This is a genomic window from Paenibacillus sp. SAFN-117 (assembly GCF_051966115.1).
GTDB lineage: Bacteria > Bacillota > Bacilli > Paenibacillales > NBRC-103111 > Paenibacillus_L > Paenibacillus_L residui.
This window is the reverse complement of record NZ_JBQCLK010000004.1, coordinates 122753-141844: the sequence shown is the minus strand read 5'-3', so window position 1 is coordinate 141844 and position 19092 is coordinate 122753. Positions and strand designations below refer to the sequence as shown.

The 19092-nt window shown below is 49.7% G+C and carries 20 protein-coding genes and 1 other annotated feature; of the genes, 17 read left to right on the top strand and 3 right to left on the bottom strand.

Annotated elements, in window-relative coordinates:
• Positions 1 to 3 precede the first annotated feature (3 nt).
• The gene (locus tag ACTHRH_RS04460) at positions 4 to 1788 is read left to right on the top strand and encodes an ATP-binding protein (protein WP_440414306.1); all 1785 of its coding nucleotides are present in this window, start codon (positions 4 to 6) and stop codon (positions 1786 to 1788) included.
• A 100-nt stretch (positions 1789 to 1888) separates the two neighbouring features.
• On the opposite strand, the gene serA is transcribed toward ACTHRH_RS04460, so the two are convergent.
• Both serA and ACTHRH_RS04450 read right to left on the bottom strand, forming a co-directional pair.
• Complete coding sequence (gene serA, locus ACTHRH_RS04455; RefSeq protein WP_150959799.1) at positions 1889 to 3475, bottom strand: phosphoglycerate dehydrogenase; 1587 nt, start codon at positions 3473 to 3475, stop codon at positions 1889 to 1891.
• Positions 3476 to 3575: 100 nt separating this feature from the next.
• Positions 3576 to 3844: a binding site (T-box leader), on the bottom strand.
• 99 nt (positions 3845 to 3943) lie between these two features.
• Positions 3944 to 4432, bottom strand: a complete 489-nt coding sequence (locus tag ACTHRH_RS04450; RefSeq protein WP_379285561.1) for an inorganic diphosphatase — start codon at positions 4430 to 4432, stop codon at positions 3944 to 3946.
• 184 nt (positions 4433 to 4616) lie between these two features.
• Here ACTHRH_RS04450 and ACTHRH_RS04445 point away from each other — a divergent pair, with 184 nt between their 5' ends.
• Both ACTHRH_RS04445 and ACTHRH_RS04440 read left to right on the top strand, forming a co-directional pair.
• Complete coding sequence (locus ACTHRH_RS04445) at positions 4617 to 4940, top strand: rhodanese-like domain-containing protein (protein WP_144933346.1); 324 nt, start codon at positions 4617 to 4619, stop codon at positions 4938 to 4940.
• A gap of 24 nt (positions 4941 to 4964) precedes the next feature.
• On the top strand, positions 4965 to 5570 hold the full coding sequence (locus ACTHRH_RS04440) for a CPBP family intramembrane glutamic endopeptidase (protein ID WP_379285563.1): 606 nt from the start codon (positions 4965 to 4967) through the stop codon (positions 5568 to 5570).
• A 47-nt stretch (positions 5571 to 5617) separates the two neighbouring features.
• Here ACTHRH_RS04440 and ACTHRH_RS04435 read toward each other — a convergent pair whose 3' ends face one another.
• A complete protein-coding gene (locus ACTHRH_RS04435) occupies positions 5618 to 6433 on the bottom strand; it encodes a polysaccharide deacetylase family protein (protein WP_144933344.1) in 816 nt (271 codons plus the stop codon).
• A gap of 189 nt (positions 6434 to 6622) precedes the next feature.
• On the opposite strand from ACTHRH_RS04435, the gene ACTHRH_RS04430 reads away from it, so the two are divergent.
• The 14 genes from ACTHRH_RS04430 (at position 6623) to der (ending at position 19090) form a co-directional block, all read left to right on the top strand.
• Entirely contained in the window at positions 6623 to 6988 is a 366-nt protein-coding gene (locus tag ACTHRH_RS04430; protein WP_150959800.1) for a hypothetical protein, read from the top strand.
• A 438-nt stretch (positions 6989 to 7426) separates the two neighbouring features.
• Entirely contained in the window at positions 7427 to 8035 is a 609-nt protein-coding gene (locus ACTHRH_RS04425; RefSeq protein WP_144933342.1) for a genetic competence negative regulator, read from the top strand.
• Positions 8036 to 8383: 348 nt separating this feature from the next.
• The gene (locus ACTHRH_RS04420; protein ID WP_144933341.1) at positions 8384 to 9634 is read left to right on the top strand and encodes a Glu/Leu/Phe/Val family dehydrogenase; all 1251 of its coding nucleotides are present in this window, start codon (positions 8384 to 8386) and stop codon (positions 9632 to 9634) included.
• On the top strand, positions 9635 to 10336 hold the full coding sequence (gene prsW, locus ACTHRH_RS04415; protein ID WP_144933340.1) for a glutamic-type intramembrane protease PrsW: 702 nt from the start codon (positions 9635 to 9637) through the stop codon (positions 10334 to 10336).
• 53 nt (positions 10337 to 10389) lie between these two features.
• On the top strand, positions 10390 to 10548 hold the full coding sequence (locus tag ACTHRH_RS04410; RefSeq protein WP_186328193.1) for a hypothetical protein: 159 nt from the start codon (positions 10390 to 10392) through the stop codon (positions 10546 to 10548).
• Between the two features lie 153 nt (positions 10549 to 10701).
• Positions 10702 to 12057 carry a germination protein YpeB gene (gene ypeB, locus ACTHRH_RS04405; RefSeq protein ID WP_144933339.1) on the top strand — a complete coding sequence of 452 codons (1356 nt, stop codon included), beginning with the start codon at positions 10702 to 10704 and terminating at the stop codon, positions 12055 to 12057.
• Positions 12058 to 12193: 136 nt separating this feature from the next.
• Positions 12194 to 12838 carry a flagellar brake protein gene (locus tag ACTHRH_RS04400; RefSeq protein WP_186328192.1) on the top strand — a complete coding sequence of 215 codons (645 nt, stop codon included), beginning with the start codon at positions 12194 to 12196 and terminating at the stop codon, positions 12836 to 12838.
• A gap of 241 nt (positions 12839 to 13079) precedes the next feature.
• Positions 13080 to 13757, top strand: a complete 678-nt coding sequence (gene cmk / locus ACTHRH_RS04395; protein WP_144933337.1) for a (d)CMP kinase — start codon at positions 13080 to 13082, stop codon at positions 13755 to 13757.
• On the top strand, positions 13757 to 14347 hold the full coding sequence (locus tag ACTHRH_RS04390; protein ID WP_144933336.1) for a lysophospholipid acyltransferase family protein: 591 nt from the start codon (positions 13757 to 13759) through the stop codon (positions 14345 to 14347). Before cmk ends, ACTHRH_RS04390 begins: the two co-directional genes overlap by 1 nt.
• Positions 14348 to 14452: 105 nt before the next feature.
• Positions 14453 to 15700, top strand: coding sequence for a 30S ribosomal protein S1 (gene rpsA / locus ACTHRH_RS04385; RefSeq protein WP_186328191.1), 1248 nt, complete (start codon positions 14453 to 14455; stop codon positions 15698 to 15700).
• Positions 15701 to 15902: 202 nt separating this feature from the next.
• Entirely contained in the window at positions 15903 to 16523 is a 621-nt protein-coding gene (locus ACTHRH_RS04380) for a hypothetical protein (protein ID WP_379285569.1), read from the top strand.
• Between the two features lies 1 nt (position 16524).
• Entirely contained in the window at positions 16525 to 17412 is an 888-nt protein-coding gene (locus tag ACTHRH_RS04375; protein WP_144933334.1) for a YIEGIA family protein, read from the top strand.
• A 91-nt stretch (positions 17413 to 17503) separates the two neighbouring features.
• Entirely contained in the window at positions 17504 to 17689 is a 186-nt protein-coding gene (locus tag ACTHRH_RS04370; protein ID WP_186328190.1) for a capping complex subunit for YIEGIA, read from the top strand.
• A gap of 78 nt (positions 17690 to 17767) precedes the next feature.
• On the top strand, positions 17768 to 19090 hold the full coding sequence (der, locus tag ACTHRH_RS04365; protein WP_144933333.1) for a ribosome biogenesis GTPase Der: 1323 nt from the start codon (positions 17768 to 17770) through the stop codon (positions 19088 to 19090).
• Positions 19091 to 19092 lie beyond the last annotated feature (2 nt).

Below are 19092 nucleotides of genomic sequence, written 5' to 3'. Positions count from 1 at the left end.
TGGATGACGATTATCGGACTGGTGGCCGTCGTTCTTCTTATTCTCGGATTCTTCTTATTTCGTTACATCGATACCAGCTTTCCGAATGTAAGCAATCAAGAGGAGAACCTGTTGAGGCTTGCTAATAAGATCGCGTCCGAAGCGTCTGCCCACCATAACGACAACCCTTATTTCGAGGCCTTGTCCGAATTGCTCGAAACCCAGGATTCCGGGATGAAGCTTCTGGAACGGGGGGCGATCAGCATGGACGAGCCGCTGTTCATGGCGGGCGACAAAATGATCAAGCTCAAGGAAGTGCTGAAGCCCGAAGAACTGGAGGCAGCATTTGCGGGCGAAACGATTCGCAAGCGATTTTCGGTCTCGATGAACCCATGGCATGGAGGATATGTATATGTGGCGATGCCCTTGTATATCGAAGGGCAGGCCGAGCCGTACTCGGTCATGATCGTTTATCAATCCATGCAGTCGGTCGAGGATACTCAAGTATATGTCAAGCGGCTGTTTGCCCTCGTTTCTTTAATGGGCTTTCTGCTGACGACCTTCTTCGCCTTCTTCCTTATTACCCGGATAACCAAGCCGTTGACCGAGCTGAAGAAAGCGGCCGACTCCATCATCTATGGCCAGTATGACAAAAGAGTTCCTCCCGTCTCCAACGATGAAATCGGCGAGCTGACCCAAACGTTCAATCTGATGGCCGACCGGCTTCAGGGGACGATCAAGGATTTGAACCATGAGAAGCAAAATCTGGCCAGCGTTCTTCACAGTATGGAAGACGCGGTGATTTCCTTTGATCCGGAAGGAAATATCATATTCATCAATCCGCATGGCGAGATGATGATGGAGGATTGGAACGGGCTGGATTGGGACGAGCAGGAAGAAGATGCTATGGCCCCTTATAAAGGGCATATTCCGGACCCTCTGCGCCAGCTGTTTAATGAAGTGGTGAAAGAGACGAAAGGCATCAGCTCCAGGCTCCATGTCAAGAACGGTGTCTGGTCCGTCGTCATGGCTCCGCTGTATTCGGAGGAGCAGGTGCGGGGAGTAGTTGCGGTGATCCGTGACGTTACCGAAGAAACCCGCCTGGAGAAGCTGAGAACGGATTTCGTAGCCAATGTGTCCCATGAGCTGAGAACTCCGTTGTCCATGCTGCAAGGGTACAGTGAGGCTCTGGTGGATGACATTGCGGCATCGCCGGAGGAACGCAAGGAGCTCGCTCAGGTAATTCATGACGAATCCTTGCGGATGGGGCGACTTGTTAAAGATTTGCTGGACTTGGCGCGGATGGAAAACGGCCACATGGAGATGAACCTCCGCGAGGTTAACATTATGGAACTGATCCAGCGTGTGCAGCGCAAGTTTCTTGTGCTTTCCAAAGATCAGGGAATTCGGCTCGAAACCGACCTGCGCTGTCATGACTTGGTGCTCCGCAGTGCGGATGAAGACCGGCTGGAGCAAGTTCTGACGAACTTGCTGGATAATGCCATTCGCCACAGCTCGGAAGGCTCAACCATTACTCTACGCTGCGATAAAGCGGAGTATATGAAAGCCTCGGCTGTAAGGATCCAGATCGAGGATGAAGGCGAGGGTATCCCGCCGGACGCGCTGCCTTATATTTTCGAGCGGTTCTACAAAGCCGACAAGGCGAGGACCAGAGGAGCGGCGGGCGGCACCGGTCTCGGGCTTGCCATCGTCAAGAACATTGTCGACGCGCATCGCGGAACGATTTCCGCGACAAGCACCGTTGGACAGGGAACGACTTTTTCCATCCTGCTTCCGACGGAATCGTAAGCCATTAATCGAAATCAGGCCTCTTCCATTCGTGGAAGAGGCCTGATTTTGTTGAAAAAACGAGACTAATCTTGTTGTACGTGAAACAAACAGTGCCGTTTTACAAAATGATTTGCTTTACTTTCATAATTTCCGGCAGTTTGCTTAATTCGTTGACGACTTCCGCCGAAGCGTGCTTGTCAATGGCCAGAACCATGATTGCGGAGCCGCCCGCTTCCTTCCGTCCCACTTGCATGGATGCGATGTTGACATCGTTCATGCCGAGCAGCGTTCCGACCCGACCGACCATCCCCGGCTTGTCATTATGCGAGATAAGAAGCATGGCGCCTTCCGGAGATGCATCCACCGTATACTTGTCAATCTTCACAATTCTCTCGCCATAGCCTTCAAGAACGGTTCCCGCCAGTGTCCGGGTTTCTTTATCCGTCTTCAAGGTTACGGTAATCAGATTAGTGAAGCTTTCGGAAGCTGACGATTTCTGCACGACAATTTTGATGTCTCTCAGCTTGGCCATATGCATCGCATTGACGATGTTGACATCTCCGCCCAGGTGATTGGAGAGGAGGCCTTTGACAATGTAACGGTTGAGATGGGTCGTATCCAGGTCGGCCAGCTCGCCGGTGAAGCCTACCGTGATTTCCTGGGCGGGGCCTTCCGTCATTTGACCCAGGAAACGGCCCAGCTTCTCGCTCAGCGCGAAGTACGGCTGTAGCTTGTTCAGCACGATCGGTGGAACAGGAGGCATATTCACCGCATTCTTGAACGGCTCGTTGCGCAGAATATGCAGCACCTCCTCCGAAACATCGATAGCGACGTTCTCCTGGGCTTCCACCGTGGAAGCACCCAGATGGGGGGTGACTACGATTTTCGGATGGTTCAACAGCGGATGGTCCGGAGCCGGCGGTTCTTCTACAAATACGTCAAAGCCCGCTCCCGCTACGATACCTTCCTCGATAGCTTCCACCAGCGCCTGCTCGTTAATAATTCCGCCGCGTGCGCAGTTCACGATGCGCACTCCCTTTTTCATAAGCTGGAATTGCGGACGGTCGATCAAGTTGCGGGTTTCATTCGTCAGCGGAGTATGGACGGTAATAAAATCAGCCTGCGAGGCAATTTCGTCCACCGTGGCCAATTTGACTCCGAGCTTGTCGGCGCGCTCCTGGGTAAGGAACGGATCGTAGCCTACAATCTCCATTCCGAATACTTTGGCTCTTTTGGCCACCTCGCTGCCGATTCGGCCCATACCGATAACTCCGAGCACTTTGTTCCTCAGCTCGACGCCTACGAACGATTTGCGGTCCCATTCGCCGGAGACGGTCTTCTTATAGGCTTGCGGAATTTGCCGCGCAACCGCCATGAGCATGGCGAATGTAAGCTCGCAAGTGGCAATGGTGTTACCGTCAGGAGCGTTAACTACGACAATGCCCCGTTGGGTGGCAGCTTCCAGATCGATATTATCCACACCGACGCCTGCGCGTCCGATCACTTTCAAGCGGGCGGCCGCCTGCATGATTTTAGCGGTAACCTTGGTCTGGCTGCGGACGAGAAGTGCATCGTATTCGCCAATAATGGCTGTCAGCTCATCCTCGGAAAGCCCCGTCTTCTTGTCTACGATAACATCGTCAGCCTCACTTAGCTGGCGTATGCCCAAATCACTGATTGGATCAGAAACTAACACTTTGTACATGGTTGATTGTCCTCCTCTAAGTCAGTAAGATACCCGGCGGTTGGGAGCAGCCGTGTATTTAAATTAAAAAACTCCCATCTCCTCTATACGGATTCCGTACAGAAGGGACGAGAGTTAACTTTCGTGTTGCCACCCTTATTCGCTGTATGCTTGCGCATGACAGCCTCAGCGGCCATTCGCTGGCCTTGAAGATAACGGCTTCTGCCGACCGCACCTACTTCGAAGCATGATGGGGAATAGGATCCTTCTCATCCGCTCGTTGTTCAGCGCAGCAACTCCGGAATGCTCCGCATAATTATCACCGCCGATTCACACCGACCATCGGCTCTCTGAAGGCTTCCTTACGCTTGGTTCCATCACTGTTATGTTGCGTTATTGATTTTTTCATAATGTACCATGCAAGTCCGCAAAGGTCAACAACTAATTAAAGACAATTTTGTGTCAACTTGTTCCCGGCCGGCTTCCGCTTTACTTCCCGCTGTGTCTATCCAGGCATTCCTGGTATAGATTGGCGGCGAAAGCGGCATCCTTCCAGCCTTCGATAACGGTCTTCTTATTTTCCAAATCTTTATAAACCTCGAAGAAATGGGCGATTTCCTTAAGCTTGTGCTGAGGGATATCCTCCAACGAATTTACGCCGTCATAGCGCGGATCGTTCACGGGAACGCCTAACAGTTTCTCATCCGGTCCTTTATCATCCGTCATAATGAGGACGCCGATCACGCGGGCTTCGATTACGCATCCGGGGAACGTCGGGAATGAAGTCAGAACGAGAATGTCCAGCGGGTCCCCGTCCAGCGCCAGTGTGTTCTTCAAATAACCGTATTCGGCCGGATAATGCATTGGAGAATACAGCACCCGGTCCAGAATGAAGGCTCCCTTGTCTTCATCGTACTCGTACTTGTTCTGACTTCCTGTTGGAATTTCAATGAAAGCATCTACGACTAAATTTGACATGTTCTTTCCTCCTTAAACTCTAACCATTCCTACTGGAATGTAAGGCTTTTACCGAAACTTACCGTTTATTATTTTATAGTAAGCTGCTCGGCAAAAGCAATCATTGTCCGCTTGAATTCGTCTTTTTTTTTCGTTATCCTTCAAATAAGCTTCATAAAGCTCATTGGCAGAAAGGAAGATCCGCATGATTCACCATAATATAACACCGGAAGATTTCGACCGCAAGCTAAAGGCGGGGGAATTGGCTGCAGATCTTATTGTCGATGTCAGGGAGCAGGAGGAATGGGATTATTATCACCTGGAGGAAGCGGTACACATCCCAATGAATAGTATTCCCGAAAGAATGAAGGAGCTTCCATCCGATAATCTGATTTATATTGTATGCGCCCATGGTGTCAGAAGCGAGATGGTCGTCCGCTACCTGCTGCAGAACGGATTGGAGAATGTCGTTAATGTAATTGGGGGGATGGCGGCAGTTTCCGGTCTCCGCGGTTTTATTTACGACTAGCTGTTACAGCGCGAAAGGGATTCTATGAAAAAGTGGAAGCTAAAATTTAAGAAATGGAAGGCAGGGCAGGTCGATATCAGCAGGCTGGATGACCGGGTGATTCTGCTAAATTTATATTTCACTCAGTTAGCGTGCCTGCTGCTGGCTCTTATTCTTATCCTGTTTCAGAAGAACAACGGGTTGTCGTCCCTGCTGAGTATTACGGATCCTATTCAGGCCGTCCTTTGGGGAGCGGGGTTCGCGTTGGTTGTCCTGGCGGCGGATATGCTGATTTCCCGCTGGGTGCCGGAGGAAGTGACGGATGATGGCGGGATTAATGAGAAGATGTTTGGCAGGAGGCCCCTATGGCATATTCTAATTTTGTGCTTCATAGTGGCGGTTTGTGAGGAGCTGCTGTTTAGAGGGGCTCTGCAGCATTGGATGGGCCCTTATTGGACCAGCATACTCTTTGCGGCTATCCATGTCCGCTATCTTCAGCATTGGCTGATGACGGGCCTCGTGTTTTGCATCAGCTACGGCCTGGGCTGGATCTTCATCCATACCGGGACGCTGTGGACCCCGATCATCGCCCATTTCCTAATCGATCTGGTGATGGGCTGTATAATAAGATTTAAGAAGGATGCGGCGTAACGGACTTGTCTTCCGCCGCAATCCGCCATCAGGCAGCGGATAGCCTCTCAAGGGCTATCCGTTTCTATTGTGCGGGGATCAATGAATCCGTAGCCTTCCTCTTCGAGTTTGTCCAGCAAGGTGTCCAGCGCCTCAACGGTCCATGGGAGCTCATGCATGAGAATATTGCTTCCCGGATGAAGCTGGTCCAGAACATTTTGAATAACGACCTCCGGCTTGTTCTTGGCCGATGCGTCCCAGTCCAGGGAGCCGTTGGACCAGGTCATGAAGAGCGCTCCTTCTTCCTTCACCTTCTCCTTCACGTAGTCGTTCGCCGAACCGAACGGAGGGCGGAAAAACTTCGGCGCACTGCCGACCATCTCGGCGACAATCTTCTGAACGTCTTCAATTTGCTGATCAATCGTTTCCTTGCTTTCGTTTTTCAAATCAATATGGTCCCAAGAATGATTCCCAATGATTTGCCCCCGATCGTGGATCAACTGGAGCAGCTCGGGGTTCTGTTTAATCCGATAGCCATTGACGAAAAAAATCGCTTTGGCCTCATGCTTGTCGAGGGTGTCCAGCATGGATTCAATCATTTCCTTATCCTTCGGGCCATCGTCAAAAGTCAGCAGCACCATCTTCTTGTTTCCATCGGGATCTAAAGGAGTCAGGGCGTAATTGTCTTTCATCCGATAGGCAATGGCAGGAGCCTCCGGAACGGGCTCAGGTGTCGGATCTGCCGGCGGCTCCGGAGACGGAACCGGCGTAGCGGACGGTATCGGATCCGCAGGTGAAGCAGACGGCCCGTTCGCGGCGGAAGGAGCGGAGCAAGCCGTGAGGAGAACCGTCCCCAGAGTAAGAACTATCCAAGTCTTTTTCATAAATATCTCTCCCATGATTAGTTAAAATCGCTGCGTAAAAGTAAACCGGATACACCCTATTGTAACTAAGATCGGCATGAAATCCCAGCCCGGCGGAGGTTTCCTGTTTTTCACGGCGATAAGTTTGATATAGCAGGCAAACAATAAATTGTGAACCGGAATCAAGTAACTATTAGGGAGGCGAAATCAATGCGCATGGCCACTTTTTTAATGGGTGGAATTGCAGGAGCAGCGGCAGCCATCTATGTCAGCCGCAACCGCGATAAAGTTTGGTCCGGACTTGTCCAAGCTGCCGGTTCAGCTCAGAAGATGATGTCCAATTCCAAAGTTTTCGGATTTGCTTCAGCAACCAGCCAGACCGGAGCTTCGAGCGAACCAAAGCAGCCTGAAGCCAAGACTGCCGGCAGCATCGCTGATAATACGCAAACGTCCAAGTATCAGCTCAAGGACGTTGAGGAAATTGTTAGCAAGGATCCCGAGCTTACAGCGACGGTGCAGGAAATATTGGAGCATAATCAGAACCAAAAGTCGGAATTCAGCCCTATTCGCTCTTAATCTGACTTCATGAGCACAGGCCTAGCGGTAAGTTGTCCCGCTAGGTTTTTTATCCAAATTGAAAGTATAAGTTCAAATGTGTTTGTGGGATGAATTACCATTTAACTCCTGATATTTACGATTCTGCATGCCGCCTTCAGACGGTACGGTTTATTTTCCGGGCGGCCGTAAATCGAAGAAGCGAATACATAATTAGTAAAGCTTTTTTATAGATCATTTATTAGGCTCCCAATTGTAAAACCAAAGAAAGGAATACGCTGCCGAAATAAACTATTATCCCTCAATCTTTTTGCAACAAATTGGCCATAAAGAAGAAGAACATGCTATAATAATAGTGCTATAAACTTTTATACAATCCAAAGCACAATTAATCATATTTTTCATAATCTGTTATTAGGGTTCCAAACGACAGATGTGAAAGTAGAAGGGGGGTCCTATATGAAGATTGAGCGGTTAAGTTCGGATAAAATAAGAATTTTCCTAACCTTTGACGATTTGACCGAACGCGGTATTCAGAAGGAAGATATGTGGCGAGAAATTCCCAAGGTTCATGAACTGTTCAGCGAAATGATGGAGCAGGCTTATTCGGAACTCGGGTTCGACGCGACAGGTCCCCTTGCTGTAGAAGTGTTCGCACTGCCTGCCCAAGGAATGGTGGTCATCGTTACGAGAGGGAAGATGAACGGCTCCGATTCCCAGGACTCTCTCTTGGATGAAGAGGAAGATATCTATGAGATGGAGGTAACACTGGAGCAAAGCGATACGATCTCCTACGTCTTCCATGACTTTGAAGAGCTGCTCAGAATGGCGAAGGTGATTAACCCGCTCGTTAAGGACGGCGGTACGCTTTACTCTTACCAGAATAAATGGATTCTTCAGCTTGATCCTGCAGGAATGGATGAGAAAGACAGTAATTACCAGGCGATTATTGCTGTTTTGTCGGAATATGGGGACGCAGCTTCGGTAACTCCGGCTGTATTGGAGGAATACGGGAAAGCAGTCATCCGGCAGGACGCCATTCAAGTTTTGTGTACTCATTTCAAGTGACATAAATATTTCAGGCATCTTCAAAAACTTCTGTTTTTGACGGATGCTTTTTGCTGCGTCAGGAATCCCGGGGCTTAGCGCTGTATAACCAGACTTGGCTTCGATCCATATAGAACTTTATTATCCTCGTGGACCAGGCAGATACCGGCGGGCGTTCATCATTCCAAATCCTATACACGACCCGTCATCCTGTGTGGACAAGCCTGAAAAAATGTCGAAATCCGGTTGATTTTGTGGAAACATCCTGAGGCTTGGTGGTATGCTAGTAACAGCGACTGCTGGATAGAGACGACGGTGATTGGCCGCGGGGCGGCTTAGCACGATCATTCTTTGAACGGAGTGGAATCCATGGGAGGAACAGAAAATTTAAATGTGTTGCATTCGACTCAAGTAGTAGTGAAAGAGGCACTGACCAAACTGGGTTATTCGGAGGAAATGTTCGAGCTTCTCAAAGAACCGTTACGTATGCTTACCGTCCGCATTCCCGTCCGGATGGATGACGGCAAGATTAAAGTCTTTACCGGATACCGGGCGCAGCATAACGATGCCGTAGGCCCCACTAAAGGAGGAGTTCGCTTTCATCCCGACGTGACCGAGGACGAAGTGAAGGCTCTGTCCATCTGGATGAGTCTGAAGTGCGGCATTGTTAACTTGCCGTACGGCGGGGGTAAGGGTGGTATCATCTGTGACCCGAGAGAGATGTCGTTCGGCGAATTGGAGAGGCTGAGCCGCGGCTATGTCAGAGCCATCAGCCAATTGGTCGGACCGACCAAGGATATTCCGGCGCCCGATGTGATGACGAACTCCCAGATCATGGCTTGGATGCTGGATGAATACAGCCGGATTCGCGAATTTGACGCTCCGGGATTCATTACCGGAAAGCCGATTGTGCTTGGTGGCTCGCAGGGAAGGGAAACGGCGACGGCCAAAGGGGTTACCATCATGATCGATCAGGCGCTCAAGAAGCGGGGAATAGATGTGAAGGATGCCCGGATCATTATCCAAGGATTCGGCAATGCGGGAAGCTACCTGGCTAAGATGATGCACGAAGCGGGAGCCAAAGTGCTCGGTATTTCAGACGTATATGGCGCGCTCTATGACGAGAAGGGCCTGGATATAGAATATTTGCTCGATCGAAGAGATTCCTTCGGGACAGTCACCAAATTATTCAGCAACACGATTTCGAATAAAGAGCTTCTCGAACAGCCTTGCGATATACTTGTTCCTGCCGCGATCGAGAATCAGATTACTCATGAGAACGCCCATCTGATCAAAGCGGGAATTGTCGTTGAGGCCGCCAACGGACCGACAACGCTCGAGGCGACCAAAATATTGACGGAACGGGGAATACTTCTTGTTCCTGACGTTCTGGCCAGTGCCGGAGGCGTAGTCGTATCTTATTTCGAGTGGGTCCAGAACAATCAGGGCTATTACTGGACGGAGGAAGAGGTTTACAAGAAGCTTCATGAGGTTATGATTCAAGGCTTCGAGAACGTTTATCAATTGCATCAGACACGCGGAGTAGATATGAGATTGGCCGCTTATATGGTAGGAGCAAGAAAAATGGCGGAAGCGGCGAAATTCCGGGGCTGGGTCTAAATGCTCTGGCTGTCGCTTCTGACGGCTGCGATTGCGCCAGGAATGGCACTCCTAGTTTACTTTTATCTTAAGGACCGGTATGATCCCGAGCCTGTGCACATGGTGGCCAGAATGTTTTTGTTCGGGGCGCTGCTCGTGTTTCCGACCATGGTGCTGCAGCGGGCGCTTGTCCTTGGATTGGGAGAGAGTCCTGTATTATATTCCTTCGTATATTCTGCCGGAGTTGAAGAGTTTTTTAAATGGTTCGTGCTTTACTTCGTTCTATACAAGCATGCGTTTTTCGATGAGCCTTACGATGGAATTGTATATTCCGTTGCCGTATCGGCGGGTTTTGCGACGGTGGAGAATGTTTTTTACGCGCTGTTGAATTTTGTCACATTCTCGGATTTGCTCCTTCGGGCTTTGCTCCCCGTTTCGGGTCATGCTCTGTTCGGAGTATCCATGGGATATCATCTGGGCAGAGCGAAGTTTTCCCAACAGCGAGAGAAACGCTTTCTACTATTTGCCATATGTATCCCTATATTGTATCACGGGTTATTCGATTACATCCTGCTGCTGAGAACCAACTGGATGTTTTTGATCGCTGTGTTTATGGTATTTTTGTGGGTAAGAAGCTTGCGCAAGGTGCGCAAAGCGAATGACAGATCCTCCCGTCGGCACCTTCATCCGCAGGAAGAGGTTAAAATGTCCACATTCAGCTAATAATGACGGATATCAGAATTAGTTGAATACCTTTCGGGAAGGATGGATGAGGCTTGCATCCACGTGTCAAAGTAAGCATCCGCTGCAAAGCGTGCGGTGAGCGGTTCGTGCTGAAGGGAAACCGGGAGAAGGGACGGATCGAAACCGGGTTCAAACGTTGTTTGTGCGATAATGAAAGAGATTTTGATATCGACATACTGGATTACGACTGAGAACAGAGGCTGTGAAGCCTCTGTTTTGTTGTTTTGACCTTCCATAGCCTGTGGGTAGGGCGATTAATCTATCCCTCCGGGCATGAATAAAGCCTTTCCTTTTAACGAAAGCTATGTGCATCTAATGCTGATTTAAAAGGAGAGAATATAAGTATGTATAAGCGATTGAGCGCTGTAATGTTCCCGATACTACTCATTGCTCTAATCGGAACGGGGGTGTGGGGCTACCAGGAGAACCGGGAGAAGAATACGGTATTAATCAAGGCGGAGAATCAATACCAGAGAGCGTTCCATGACCTGACCGCTCACATGGATAAACTGCATACCGAGCTTGGCAATACGCTCGCAGTGAATTCCGGATCCCACGATATGTACCGGAAAGGGCTTGTCAATGTCTGGAGAATTACCAGTCAGGCGCAGAATGAAATCAGCCAGCTTCCTTTAACACTGCTGCCCTTCAATAAAACGGCTCTTTTTCTGGACAATATCTCCAAATTTTCGTACCGTACTGCTGTAAGAGATCTATCCAAGCAGCCTCTGAATGAGGAAGAATCGAAGGCTTTGTTTACCCTATATGAAAGGGCCAAAGAGATCAGAGACGAGCTGCGAGGCGTCCAGGATCAGATTATCGCCAACAATCTGCGCTGGATGGATGTAGAGGTGGCGGTAGCTTCGCAAGGGCAGAAGCTGGACAACGTCATTGTGGACGGTTTTCAATTGGTGGACCAGAAGGTAAGCCAATATCCGGAAGTGGATTGGGGACCGACGATGGCTACCGTTAACCAGGACAAGTCGTTCTCCGCTTTATCGGGAGACGAAGTGACAGCGGAAGAGGTGAAGCAACGGGCCGTACAATTTCTTGGAGTTCAGGATGACGGAAGCCTGCAGGTTAATGAGAATGGAGCCGGCACCGAGGCGAACACCTTCTCCGTGTCCGGCGTGAAGCCGGGTACCGACCGGGAAGTCCACCTGGATTACACGAAGAAGGGCGGCCAGTTGATCTGGTATATGGCACCGAGAGAAGTTACGGAGAAGACGATAGACCTTCGGGCAGCCCGCGATTCGGCATTGGAGTTTCTGGATCATCACGGCTTTTCTACGATGGCTCCGGTGTCTGTAGACGAATATGCCAATGTAGCGAGTCTTACCTTTGCCAACCGGATTAACGACGTAGTGGTGTATCCCGAGAAGATGGTTGTTGAAGTGGCCCTGGACAACGGGGAAGTACTTGGACTGCATGCCGCCGATTATGTTCTCGAGCACAAGGACAGGGAGATCGGGAAGCCATCCTTAACCGAGGAAGAAGCACGCAAATCGTTAAATACGCAATTTGAGGTGACGGGAACCCGTTTATGTCTCATTCGCAACGATATGGATCAGGAAACGCTCAGCTATGAATTTACTGGAAAAGTTAACGGCTCAAACTATAAAATATTTATAAATGCAAACAGCGGTGTTGAGGAAAAAGTGGAGCCCCTGCGCCAGCAAGATGTTGTAGCAGCTCAATAAAAACCGGCGGTAAATATTGGGAAGGAGTCCTTGAGTTCCAGGGCTTCTTCTTTTTTTTGCTTGTAAAGGGCTTTTTTGTCAAGAAAAAAATGGTATAATAGAACTAGGTATTAATACCTATTGGGAGGTGGAGGACTTGCTTCCAGATATCAATCAAGTTATTTCGTTATACATTCTGTCCTGTGGCGAGGATGGAACCGGACAAGAATATAAATCGCGTATAGCCGATGTTTCGGACGATGCTCTGGATATCCAAATTCCTATTCACGAAACAACCGGCCGTTTAAAGCGTCTACATATAGGAGATGAATTGGAAATCGTATTTATTGCCGAAGGAGGAATGAAATATTATTTTCCATCCCGCGTCCTCGGTTACCGCAAAGATAACATAGACTTAATTAGATTGAAGAAACCCGAACCGGGTACAGTGAGCAAAATTCAGCGGCGCAGCTTCCTTCGCGTCCCCGCTCAGCTGGAGTTGATTATGGAGGTACAAGGGCGGCCTGCGGTTCGTGCCATCACGGAAGATATAAGCGGTGGAGGAGTTTCCTTCCGTTGTCCGGGTGAACTGTCCTATTCCCAAGGAGGACTAGTGGAGGGTCGGCTTAAGCTGCCTCAGTCAATGGAAGAGGTCCGGTTTGCAGGCCATATGGTGCGGCGAGCAGAGTCAGAGAACGGAAAACCAATCATTATAGTACAGTTTGCGGAAATCGCCGAACGGGATCGACAGAGCATCATCCGATATTGTTTCAAAAAGCAGATCGATATCCGTAAAAGGTGATGTTTTTGCAATGATGACTTTGATTATGGTATAATCTTGAGCGTTGGCAGGCTTCTTGCGCCTGTTTTGGATGACCGGATCAGGTTATATTATCGGGCAGAGAAGAGATTTTTCCAGCTTTATCTGCCGGGTTATAGTCAACGGTCTGTTATCTTTCTTATTGCCCGGGGCCGCTATTGGACCTGTGCAATATAGAAGGAAAGTATTAAGCGGTTGGCAGATTTTATGGGAGGCACTACTTTTGGAGAAAATTAATGTTGCTCTAGACGGCCCTGCAGGAGCGGGCAAAAGCACGGTAGCTCGGCACGTGGCTAAAGCTATGGATTATATTTACGTCGATACGGGAGCTATGTACCGGGCAATCACCTGGAAAGCGCTTCAACTTGGAATTCGTCCTGAAGATACAGAAGCGGTTATCGAAACCGCACGTAATATGAAACTGGAATTGTTCGCTCACGAGTCCGGACAACAGGTTTATGTGGACGGAGAGAATGTGACAGAGCTTATCCGGTCGCAAGAGGTGAACCGGGCCGTATCCATCATTGCACAAATTCCTGAAGTGCGGCAGCTGCTTGTGGAGAAGCAGAAGAAAATAGCCGCGGCCAAAGGGGTCGTCATGGATGGAAGAGATATAGGTTCCTCAGTGCTTCCCGACGCCGAGGTGAAGATTTTCTTAACTGCAAGTCCGAGAATTCGTGCTGAACGCCGCTTCAAGGAAATGAATCAGCCGGGAATCGACCTGGACGAGCTGGAGAAGCAAATTTGCCAAAGAGACGAGATGGATCGTAATCGGGTACATTCTCCGCTTGTTCAAGCTGAAGATGCGGTGCTTCTAGACACTTCGGACATGGATTTGAACGAGGTGGTTGAAGCGGTGCTCAAGCTATGCCGATCTAAAGTGACGGGGGAAGGTAATTAATGCTGTATCGTGTATGCAGAGCCTTATTAAGGGGGATTTTTGCCGTCCTGTACCGATTGGAAGCCAAGGGACTGGAAAATATTCCGGAAAGCGGTCCTGTGATTCTGTGTGCCAATCATATCAGCAATTTCGACCCTCCGGTTGTCGGCATACCTGTTAACCGCAAGGTCCACTATATGGCGAAGCAGGAATTATTCAACATTCCGGGATTCGGATGGCTCATTCACAAGCTCGGGGCTTTCCCGGTCAAACGGGGAGGAGTCAGCAAGGAATCGATCCGCCTGTCCATTCAGCTGTTGAAAGACGGCAACGTCCTCGGGATTTTTCCGGAAGGAACCCGCAAGAATGCAGGGGGAATGGGGAAGAAAGGGGCCGCCATGCTGGCTATTAAAGCCCAGGCGACCGTCATTCCGGTCGGCATCGTCGGCAGCTACGCTCCTTTTTCTAAAATGATCGTGCTTTATGGGGCGCCAGTTGATCTAACCGAATTCGCTGAAGGCGGCTCGGAGGATTTGGAAAAAGCGACCGAGAAGATCATGACAACGATTCGCGCGATGATCGCCGATCATAAAAATTCGGCGAAAAATTGATTGCTGCGCATGGACATGGTATCTTGGAATTATACAGCTTTTAAAAAATTGTCTATCATGCCCATCTTTACATATATGGGTTGCTAAACGAGGAGGTAATTGACAATGTCTGAGGAAACAAAAATGCATGAGAACACACCTGAAGAAAACACGGAGGCCAACGCGGAGCAAACCGCAGAGGCGGAAGCAGGATATGCCAACATTACCGCACTGAAAAAAGGCGATACCGTACAAGGTAAAGTCGTTAAAGTAGATAACGATCAAGCATTTGTCGATATCGGCTACAAATATGACGGAATCATCCCATTGCGCGAGCTGTCTTCCATTCCGCTGGAAAATGCGGCTGCTGCCGTAGAAGTAGGTCAAGAGGTGGAATTGAAGGTAGTAACGATTGATGACGAGAAGGAGAAGCTCGTCTTGTCCAAGCGTGCTGTCGACAGCGAGAAGGCTTGGGATGAATTGCAAGCTAAGCTGGACAGCCAGGAAACGATCGAAGCCGCTGTGGCCGACGTCGTTAAAGGCGGTCTTGTCGTAGACGTAGGACTTCGCGGCTTTGTTCCCGCCTCGATGGTGGAGCGCCATTATGTCGAAGATTTCAGTGACTATAAAGGACGCACCCTGCGCCTGAAAGTGAAAGAGCTCGATCGCGAGAAGAACAAAGTCATCCTGTCCCAGAAGGATGTTCTGGATGAAGAATTCGAAGCCAACAAGCAAAGAATTTTGAACAGCATCGAAGTAGGGCAGGAAATTGAAGGAGCCGTTCAGCGTCTGACTCCTTTCGGCGTATTCGTAGACATCGGCGGAATCGATGGGCTGGTCCATATTTCGGAAATGGCTTGGCATCATGTTGAGCAGGCATCCGAGCTTGTTAAGGAAGGCGATATTGTGAAGGTGCAGGTGCTTAAGGTAGATCCGGAGAACGAGCGGATCAGCCTGAGCATGAAGGCTGTTCAACCCGGACCTTGGGAGCAGCTCGGCGATCACATTCAACCAGGGGCCATCGTACCCGGTACGGTTAAGCGTCTTGTAAGCTTCGGAGCGTTTGTTGAGATTGCTCCGGGAGTTGAGGGGCTTGTCCACATTTCTCAAATCGCTCACCGTCATATCGGAACCCCGCATGAGGTACTGGAAGAAGGACAGGAAATCAATGTTAAAATTCTGGACCTCAATCCTGCGGAAAAGCGTGTCAGCCTGAGCATTAAAGAAACGGAAGAAGCTCCTGCCGCTCCGCCGAAATCGGAGAAGCCCCGCAAGGAGAAAGATTCTGCCAATGATTATGTGGCTCAACCTAACCAAAGCCTGAGCCTGACGCTCGGCGAGCGTTTCGGCGACAAGCTGAGCAAGTTTAAGTAATACTACCATCGACAGACGGGTCTGCGGATCCGTCTGTTTCTTTGCAGTTCGCCATTCAGCATCCTGGTACTGATCCGACATAAAGTTGGATCAGTACCAGGATGCTTTTTTCTATTTCGGACAAGGGCAGGATGGGAAACGGCCTATTGATCCATACTAAAATTGCAAGTGTCAGGGAAAAATATAGCGCAGGTGAGCCGAAATGAATCCGGGATACTTGTCCTACATATTAATTTGTATAACCGTTATCTTGTTGGTGAGCGGTTGGAAGGATGCACTGCTTAGAGGCGTTTCCGCCAGAGCGATCACTTTGTTTTTCATCGGCTGCTTTGCCCTTTCCGAAGTGAAGTTTTCTCTCGGGCAATGGACAATAAGCGGACCCTACGCCGGACTTGTTATCTTGTTCTTCTTCTTGCTGTTGGCCCTTCCCGAAGAGATATCCGTCTTCTACTTGATGGCCTGCGGACTTACACTCGGCCTGTTTTATTTCCTTGCGAACGGAATATCGCTATCTTTGGCCGGGCTGCCCGGAAGCTCCCAGCTTTGGTTGGGCTTGCTCATCGGTTTGCTTGTTATCAGCCTGTATCGAAATCCGATTGCCCAATTGGCCTGTATCACTCTATGCATTCTTTCCGGCAGTTTGCTGCAAATGTATTCCCATGCTTCATTGGCCGGTTATAGACTCGGCTTCGGGCATATGAAGGATCATTGGTGGCTGTTTGCCTTCAGCGCGAGAATCATAACGGCAGCGTTGGGATACATTGCTTTGATGACAAGAACGTGGTTCCAGCAATGGACAGAGGCCCGGAAGGAGAAAGAATAGCATGCGCTTAATTATCGAGAACCAATTTCTGACCGGGGTAATCATAGGAGTTTTATACGGAGTATTGACCCGTATCATGCTTCTTCGTACAGATTACCGTCAATATCCTACTTATCCTCACGGCCGGATAATCCATATTTCGTTGGGAGTGATTGCGGCAGGCCTTGGTGCTGTAGCGGTCCCTTCTTTGCTCGGCAAAGATTATACGGCCGTTACATTTCTCTCGCTGGCAGCCCAGCAGTTTCGCGACGTCCGCAATATGGAGAGGGAAACCTTGTCCAAGCTGGATGAGATGGAGCTCGTACCACGGGGAGCATCTTATATCGAAGGCATTGCAATGGTATTCGAAGGGAGGAATTACCTGGTTATTTTTACCGCATTCGTGACGACGCTGCTCAGTGTTTTGTTCGCCTGGTATTGGGGAGTTCTGTTCGGTTTGTTGGCATTATTCATAAGCTTCCGGTTCCGGTCGGGCAAGACGGTAGGCGCTATTGCGGATGTCCGCTGTGCGGAAGTGAGAGTGGAAGGCCCCAATCTGTATGTCGGAGACATTTATATCATGAACGTGGGCCTGGAGGAATCGCAGAAGCTGATTGCCAAGCGAGGATTGGGGTTGATCGCCACTCCGAGAAGCACCAACGGCCGGTTAGCTCTGGCCAATCTTGGACAGCGGCAGGCGCTGCTGCATGACTTGTCAACCATCTTGGGGATTTACCGCGATTCCGGAGAGCCGTCCCTTATCCCCTTGTCGAAGCTGGACATTAACGATGGCCGGCTGGGCGTCTTCCTCATGCCTATCGACAGAGACGGGACAAAGGCGGAGAAAGTATTCCTCAACGTTCCACTGCTGGAAAGTGCGATAAAGATGCCCAACCAGGCGAAAATATAATCCGGATTTGCGGAGGCAAGTACAGCAGGAAAAACGAGGAAAGACAAGAAAGCCTGCCATCACCGGTTAGTTGGAAAGGATGATGAAGACGATGGACATCAAGCCGATTCTGGCTATTATAACGATGCACAAAGACAAGGTCAACGCGGGCGGAGCCCCTTTATTTATTACGGAAAATAAAGAGGAGCTGCAGACGGTAGCCTTCAAGCTGGAGAAAATACTGGATGCCATGGCCCATGATTTAGAGAACGGGACGATGATCATCGTTAAACATTAATTAGCCATTTATAAGCATTTTTGCTATGATGGAGAATGGATAAAAAAGAGTAAGCATGGAGTATAGGGAGTGGATGGAATGGCAAAACCCGTTATTGCCATCGTTGGCCGTCCCAATGTCGGCAAGTCAACGATCTTCAATTGGATCGTGGGCGACCGGATGGCCATCGTGGAAGATAAACCCGGGATTACAAGAGACAGGCTATACGGAACCGGTGAATGGCTCGGAACATCCTTTAATGTCATCGATACCGGCGGTATAGAATTGGATGGAGAAGATTCGATCCTTAGATCGGTGCGGGTTCAAGCCGAATTAGCGATAGAAGAGGCCGATGTCATTCTGTTCATGGTGGACGGCAAGGCAGGCGTCACGCCGGACGATGAAGAAATCGCGCGCATCCTGTTCAAATCGGGCAAGCCGGTTGTGCTGGCCGTTAATAAAGTGGACAATATCCAGAGACAGGAGCTCATTTATGAGTTTTACAGCCTGGGCTTCGGCGATCCGATTGCCATCTCGGGTGCTCACGGGTTGGGATTGGGAGACATGCTGGAAGCCGCAGCCCGACATTTTCCCCCGGAGACGGAGGATCCTTATGGCGATGAGGTTATCAAGGTTGCTTTGATCGGCCGCCCCAACGTCGGCAAATCTTCTCTGGTTAATGCCATATTGGGTGAAGAAAGGGTCATTGTCAGTGATGTCGCCGGGACGACTCGCGATGCGATAGATACCCCGTTCGAGAAAGACGGACAGCAGTATGTGCTGATCGATACGGCCGGAATGCGCAAGCGGGGCAAAGTATATGAAACAACGGAGAAATACAGCGTCATGAGGGCGATGAAGGCGATAGAACGCGCCGACGTGGCTCTGATAGTCATTAACGCGGAGGAAGGAATTATCGAGCAGGATAAACATATTGCCGGGTACGCCCATGAGGCCGGCAAGGCCAGCATCTTCGTTGTCAACAAGTGGGATGCGATTGAGAAAGACGACAAATCTACACAGCAGTTTACGCAAAAAATAAGAGATCATTTTTTGTTCATGCCTTATGCGCCGGTGCTTTTCGTTTCGGCGAAGACGAAGCAGAGGCTGAACAGGCTGATGCCGGTTGTGTCTGAGGTGGCTGAGAATCATGCGGCACGCATAACGACGCACCTGTTGAATGATGTCATTATGGATGCCGTAGCGATTAATCCGCCGCCAACCGACAAAGGTAAAAGACTGCGAATCAATTATGTGACTCAAGTAGCTGTCAAGCCTCCCACTTTCGTTATATTCGTTAACAACCCCGAATTGATGCATTTTTCCTATGAGCGGTATTTGGAGAACAAAATACGGGGGTCGTTTAACTTCGAGGGGACTCCGGTACGAATCATTACTCGCAAAAAGTCTTCGGATGAATAAGG

What these genes read in the sequence shown, in the direction of transcription:
- ACTHRH_RS04445 (WP_144933346.1), top strand. Translation starts at nt 4,617, where the DNA reads ATGATTCACCATAATATAACACCGGAAGATTTCGACCGCAAGCTAAAG.
- ACTHRH_RS04450 (WP_379285561.1), bottom strand. Translation starts at nt 4,432, where the DNA reads ATGTCAAATTTAGTCGTAGATGCTTTCATTGAAATTCCAACAGGAAGT.
- ACTHRH_RS04430 (WP_150959800.1), top strand. Translation starts at nt 6,623, where the DNA reads ATGCGCATGGCCACTTTTTTAATGGGTGGAATTGCAGGAGCAGCGGCA.
- ACTHRH_RS04425 (WP_144933342.1), top strand. Translation starts at nt 7,427, where the DNA reads ATGAAGATTGAGCGGTTAAGTTCGGATAAAATAAGAATTTTCCTAACC.
- der (WP_144933333.1), top strand. Translation starts at nt 17,768, where the DNA reads ATGGCAAAACCCGTTATTGCCATCGTTGGCCGTCCCAATGTCGGCAAG.
- prsW (WP_144933340.1), top strand. Translation starts at nt 9,635, where the DNA reads ATGCTCTGGCTGTCGCTTCTGACGGCTGCGATTGCGCCAGGAATGGCA.
- serA (WP_150959799.1), bottom strand. Translation starts at nt 3,475, where the DNA reads ATGTACAAAGTGTTAGTTTCTGATCCAATCAGTGATTTGGGCATACGC.
- ACTHRH_RS04375 (WP_144933334.1), top strand. Translation starts at nt 16,525, where the DNA reads ATGCGCTTAATTATCGAGAACCAATTTCTGACCGGGGTAATCATAGGA.
- ACTHRH_RS04420 (WP_144933341.1), top strand. Translation starts at nt 8,384, where the DNA reads ATGGGAGGAACAGAAAATTTAAATGTGTTGCATTCGACTCAAGTAGTA.
- rpsA (WP_186328191.1), top strand. Translation starts at nt 14,453, where the DNA reads ATGTCTGAGGAAACAAAAATGCATGAGAACACACCTGAAGAAAACACG.
- ACTHRH_RS04435 (WP_144933344.1), bottom strand. Translation starts at nt 6,433, where the DNA reads ATGAAAAAGACTTGGATAGTTCTTACTCTGGGGACGGTTCTCCTCACG.
- ACTHRH_RS04390 (WP_144933336.1), top strand. Translation starts at nt 13,757, where the DNA reads ATGCTGTATCGTGTATGCAGAGCCTTATTAAGGGGGATTTTTGCCGTC.
- ACTHRH_RS04380 (WP_379285569.1), top strand. Translation starts at nt 15,903, where the DNA reads ATGAATCCGGGATACTTGTCCTACATATTAATTTGTATAACCGTTATC.
- ACTHRH_RS04370 (WP_186328190.1), top strand. Translation starts at nt 17,504, where the DNA reads ATGGACATCAAGCCGATTCTGGCTATTATAACGATGCACAAAGACAAG.
- ACTHRH_RS04460 (WP_440414306.1), top strand. Translation starts at nt 4, where the DNA reads ATGACGATTATCGGACTGGTGGCCGTCGTTCTTCTTATTCTCGGATTC.
- ypeB (WP_144933339.1), top strand. Translation starts at nt 10,702, where the DNA reads ATGTATAAGCGATTGAGCGCTGTAATGTTCCCGATACTACTCATTGCT.
- ACTHRH_RS04440 (WP_379285563.1), top strand. Translation starts at nt 4,965, where the DNA reads ATGAAAAAGTGGAAGCTAAAATTTAAGAAATGGAAGGCAGGGCAGGTC.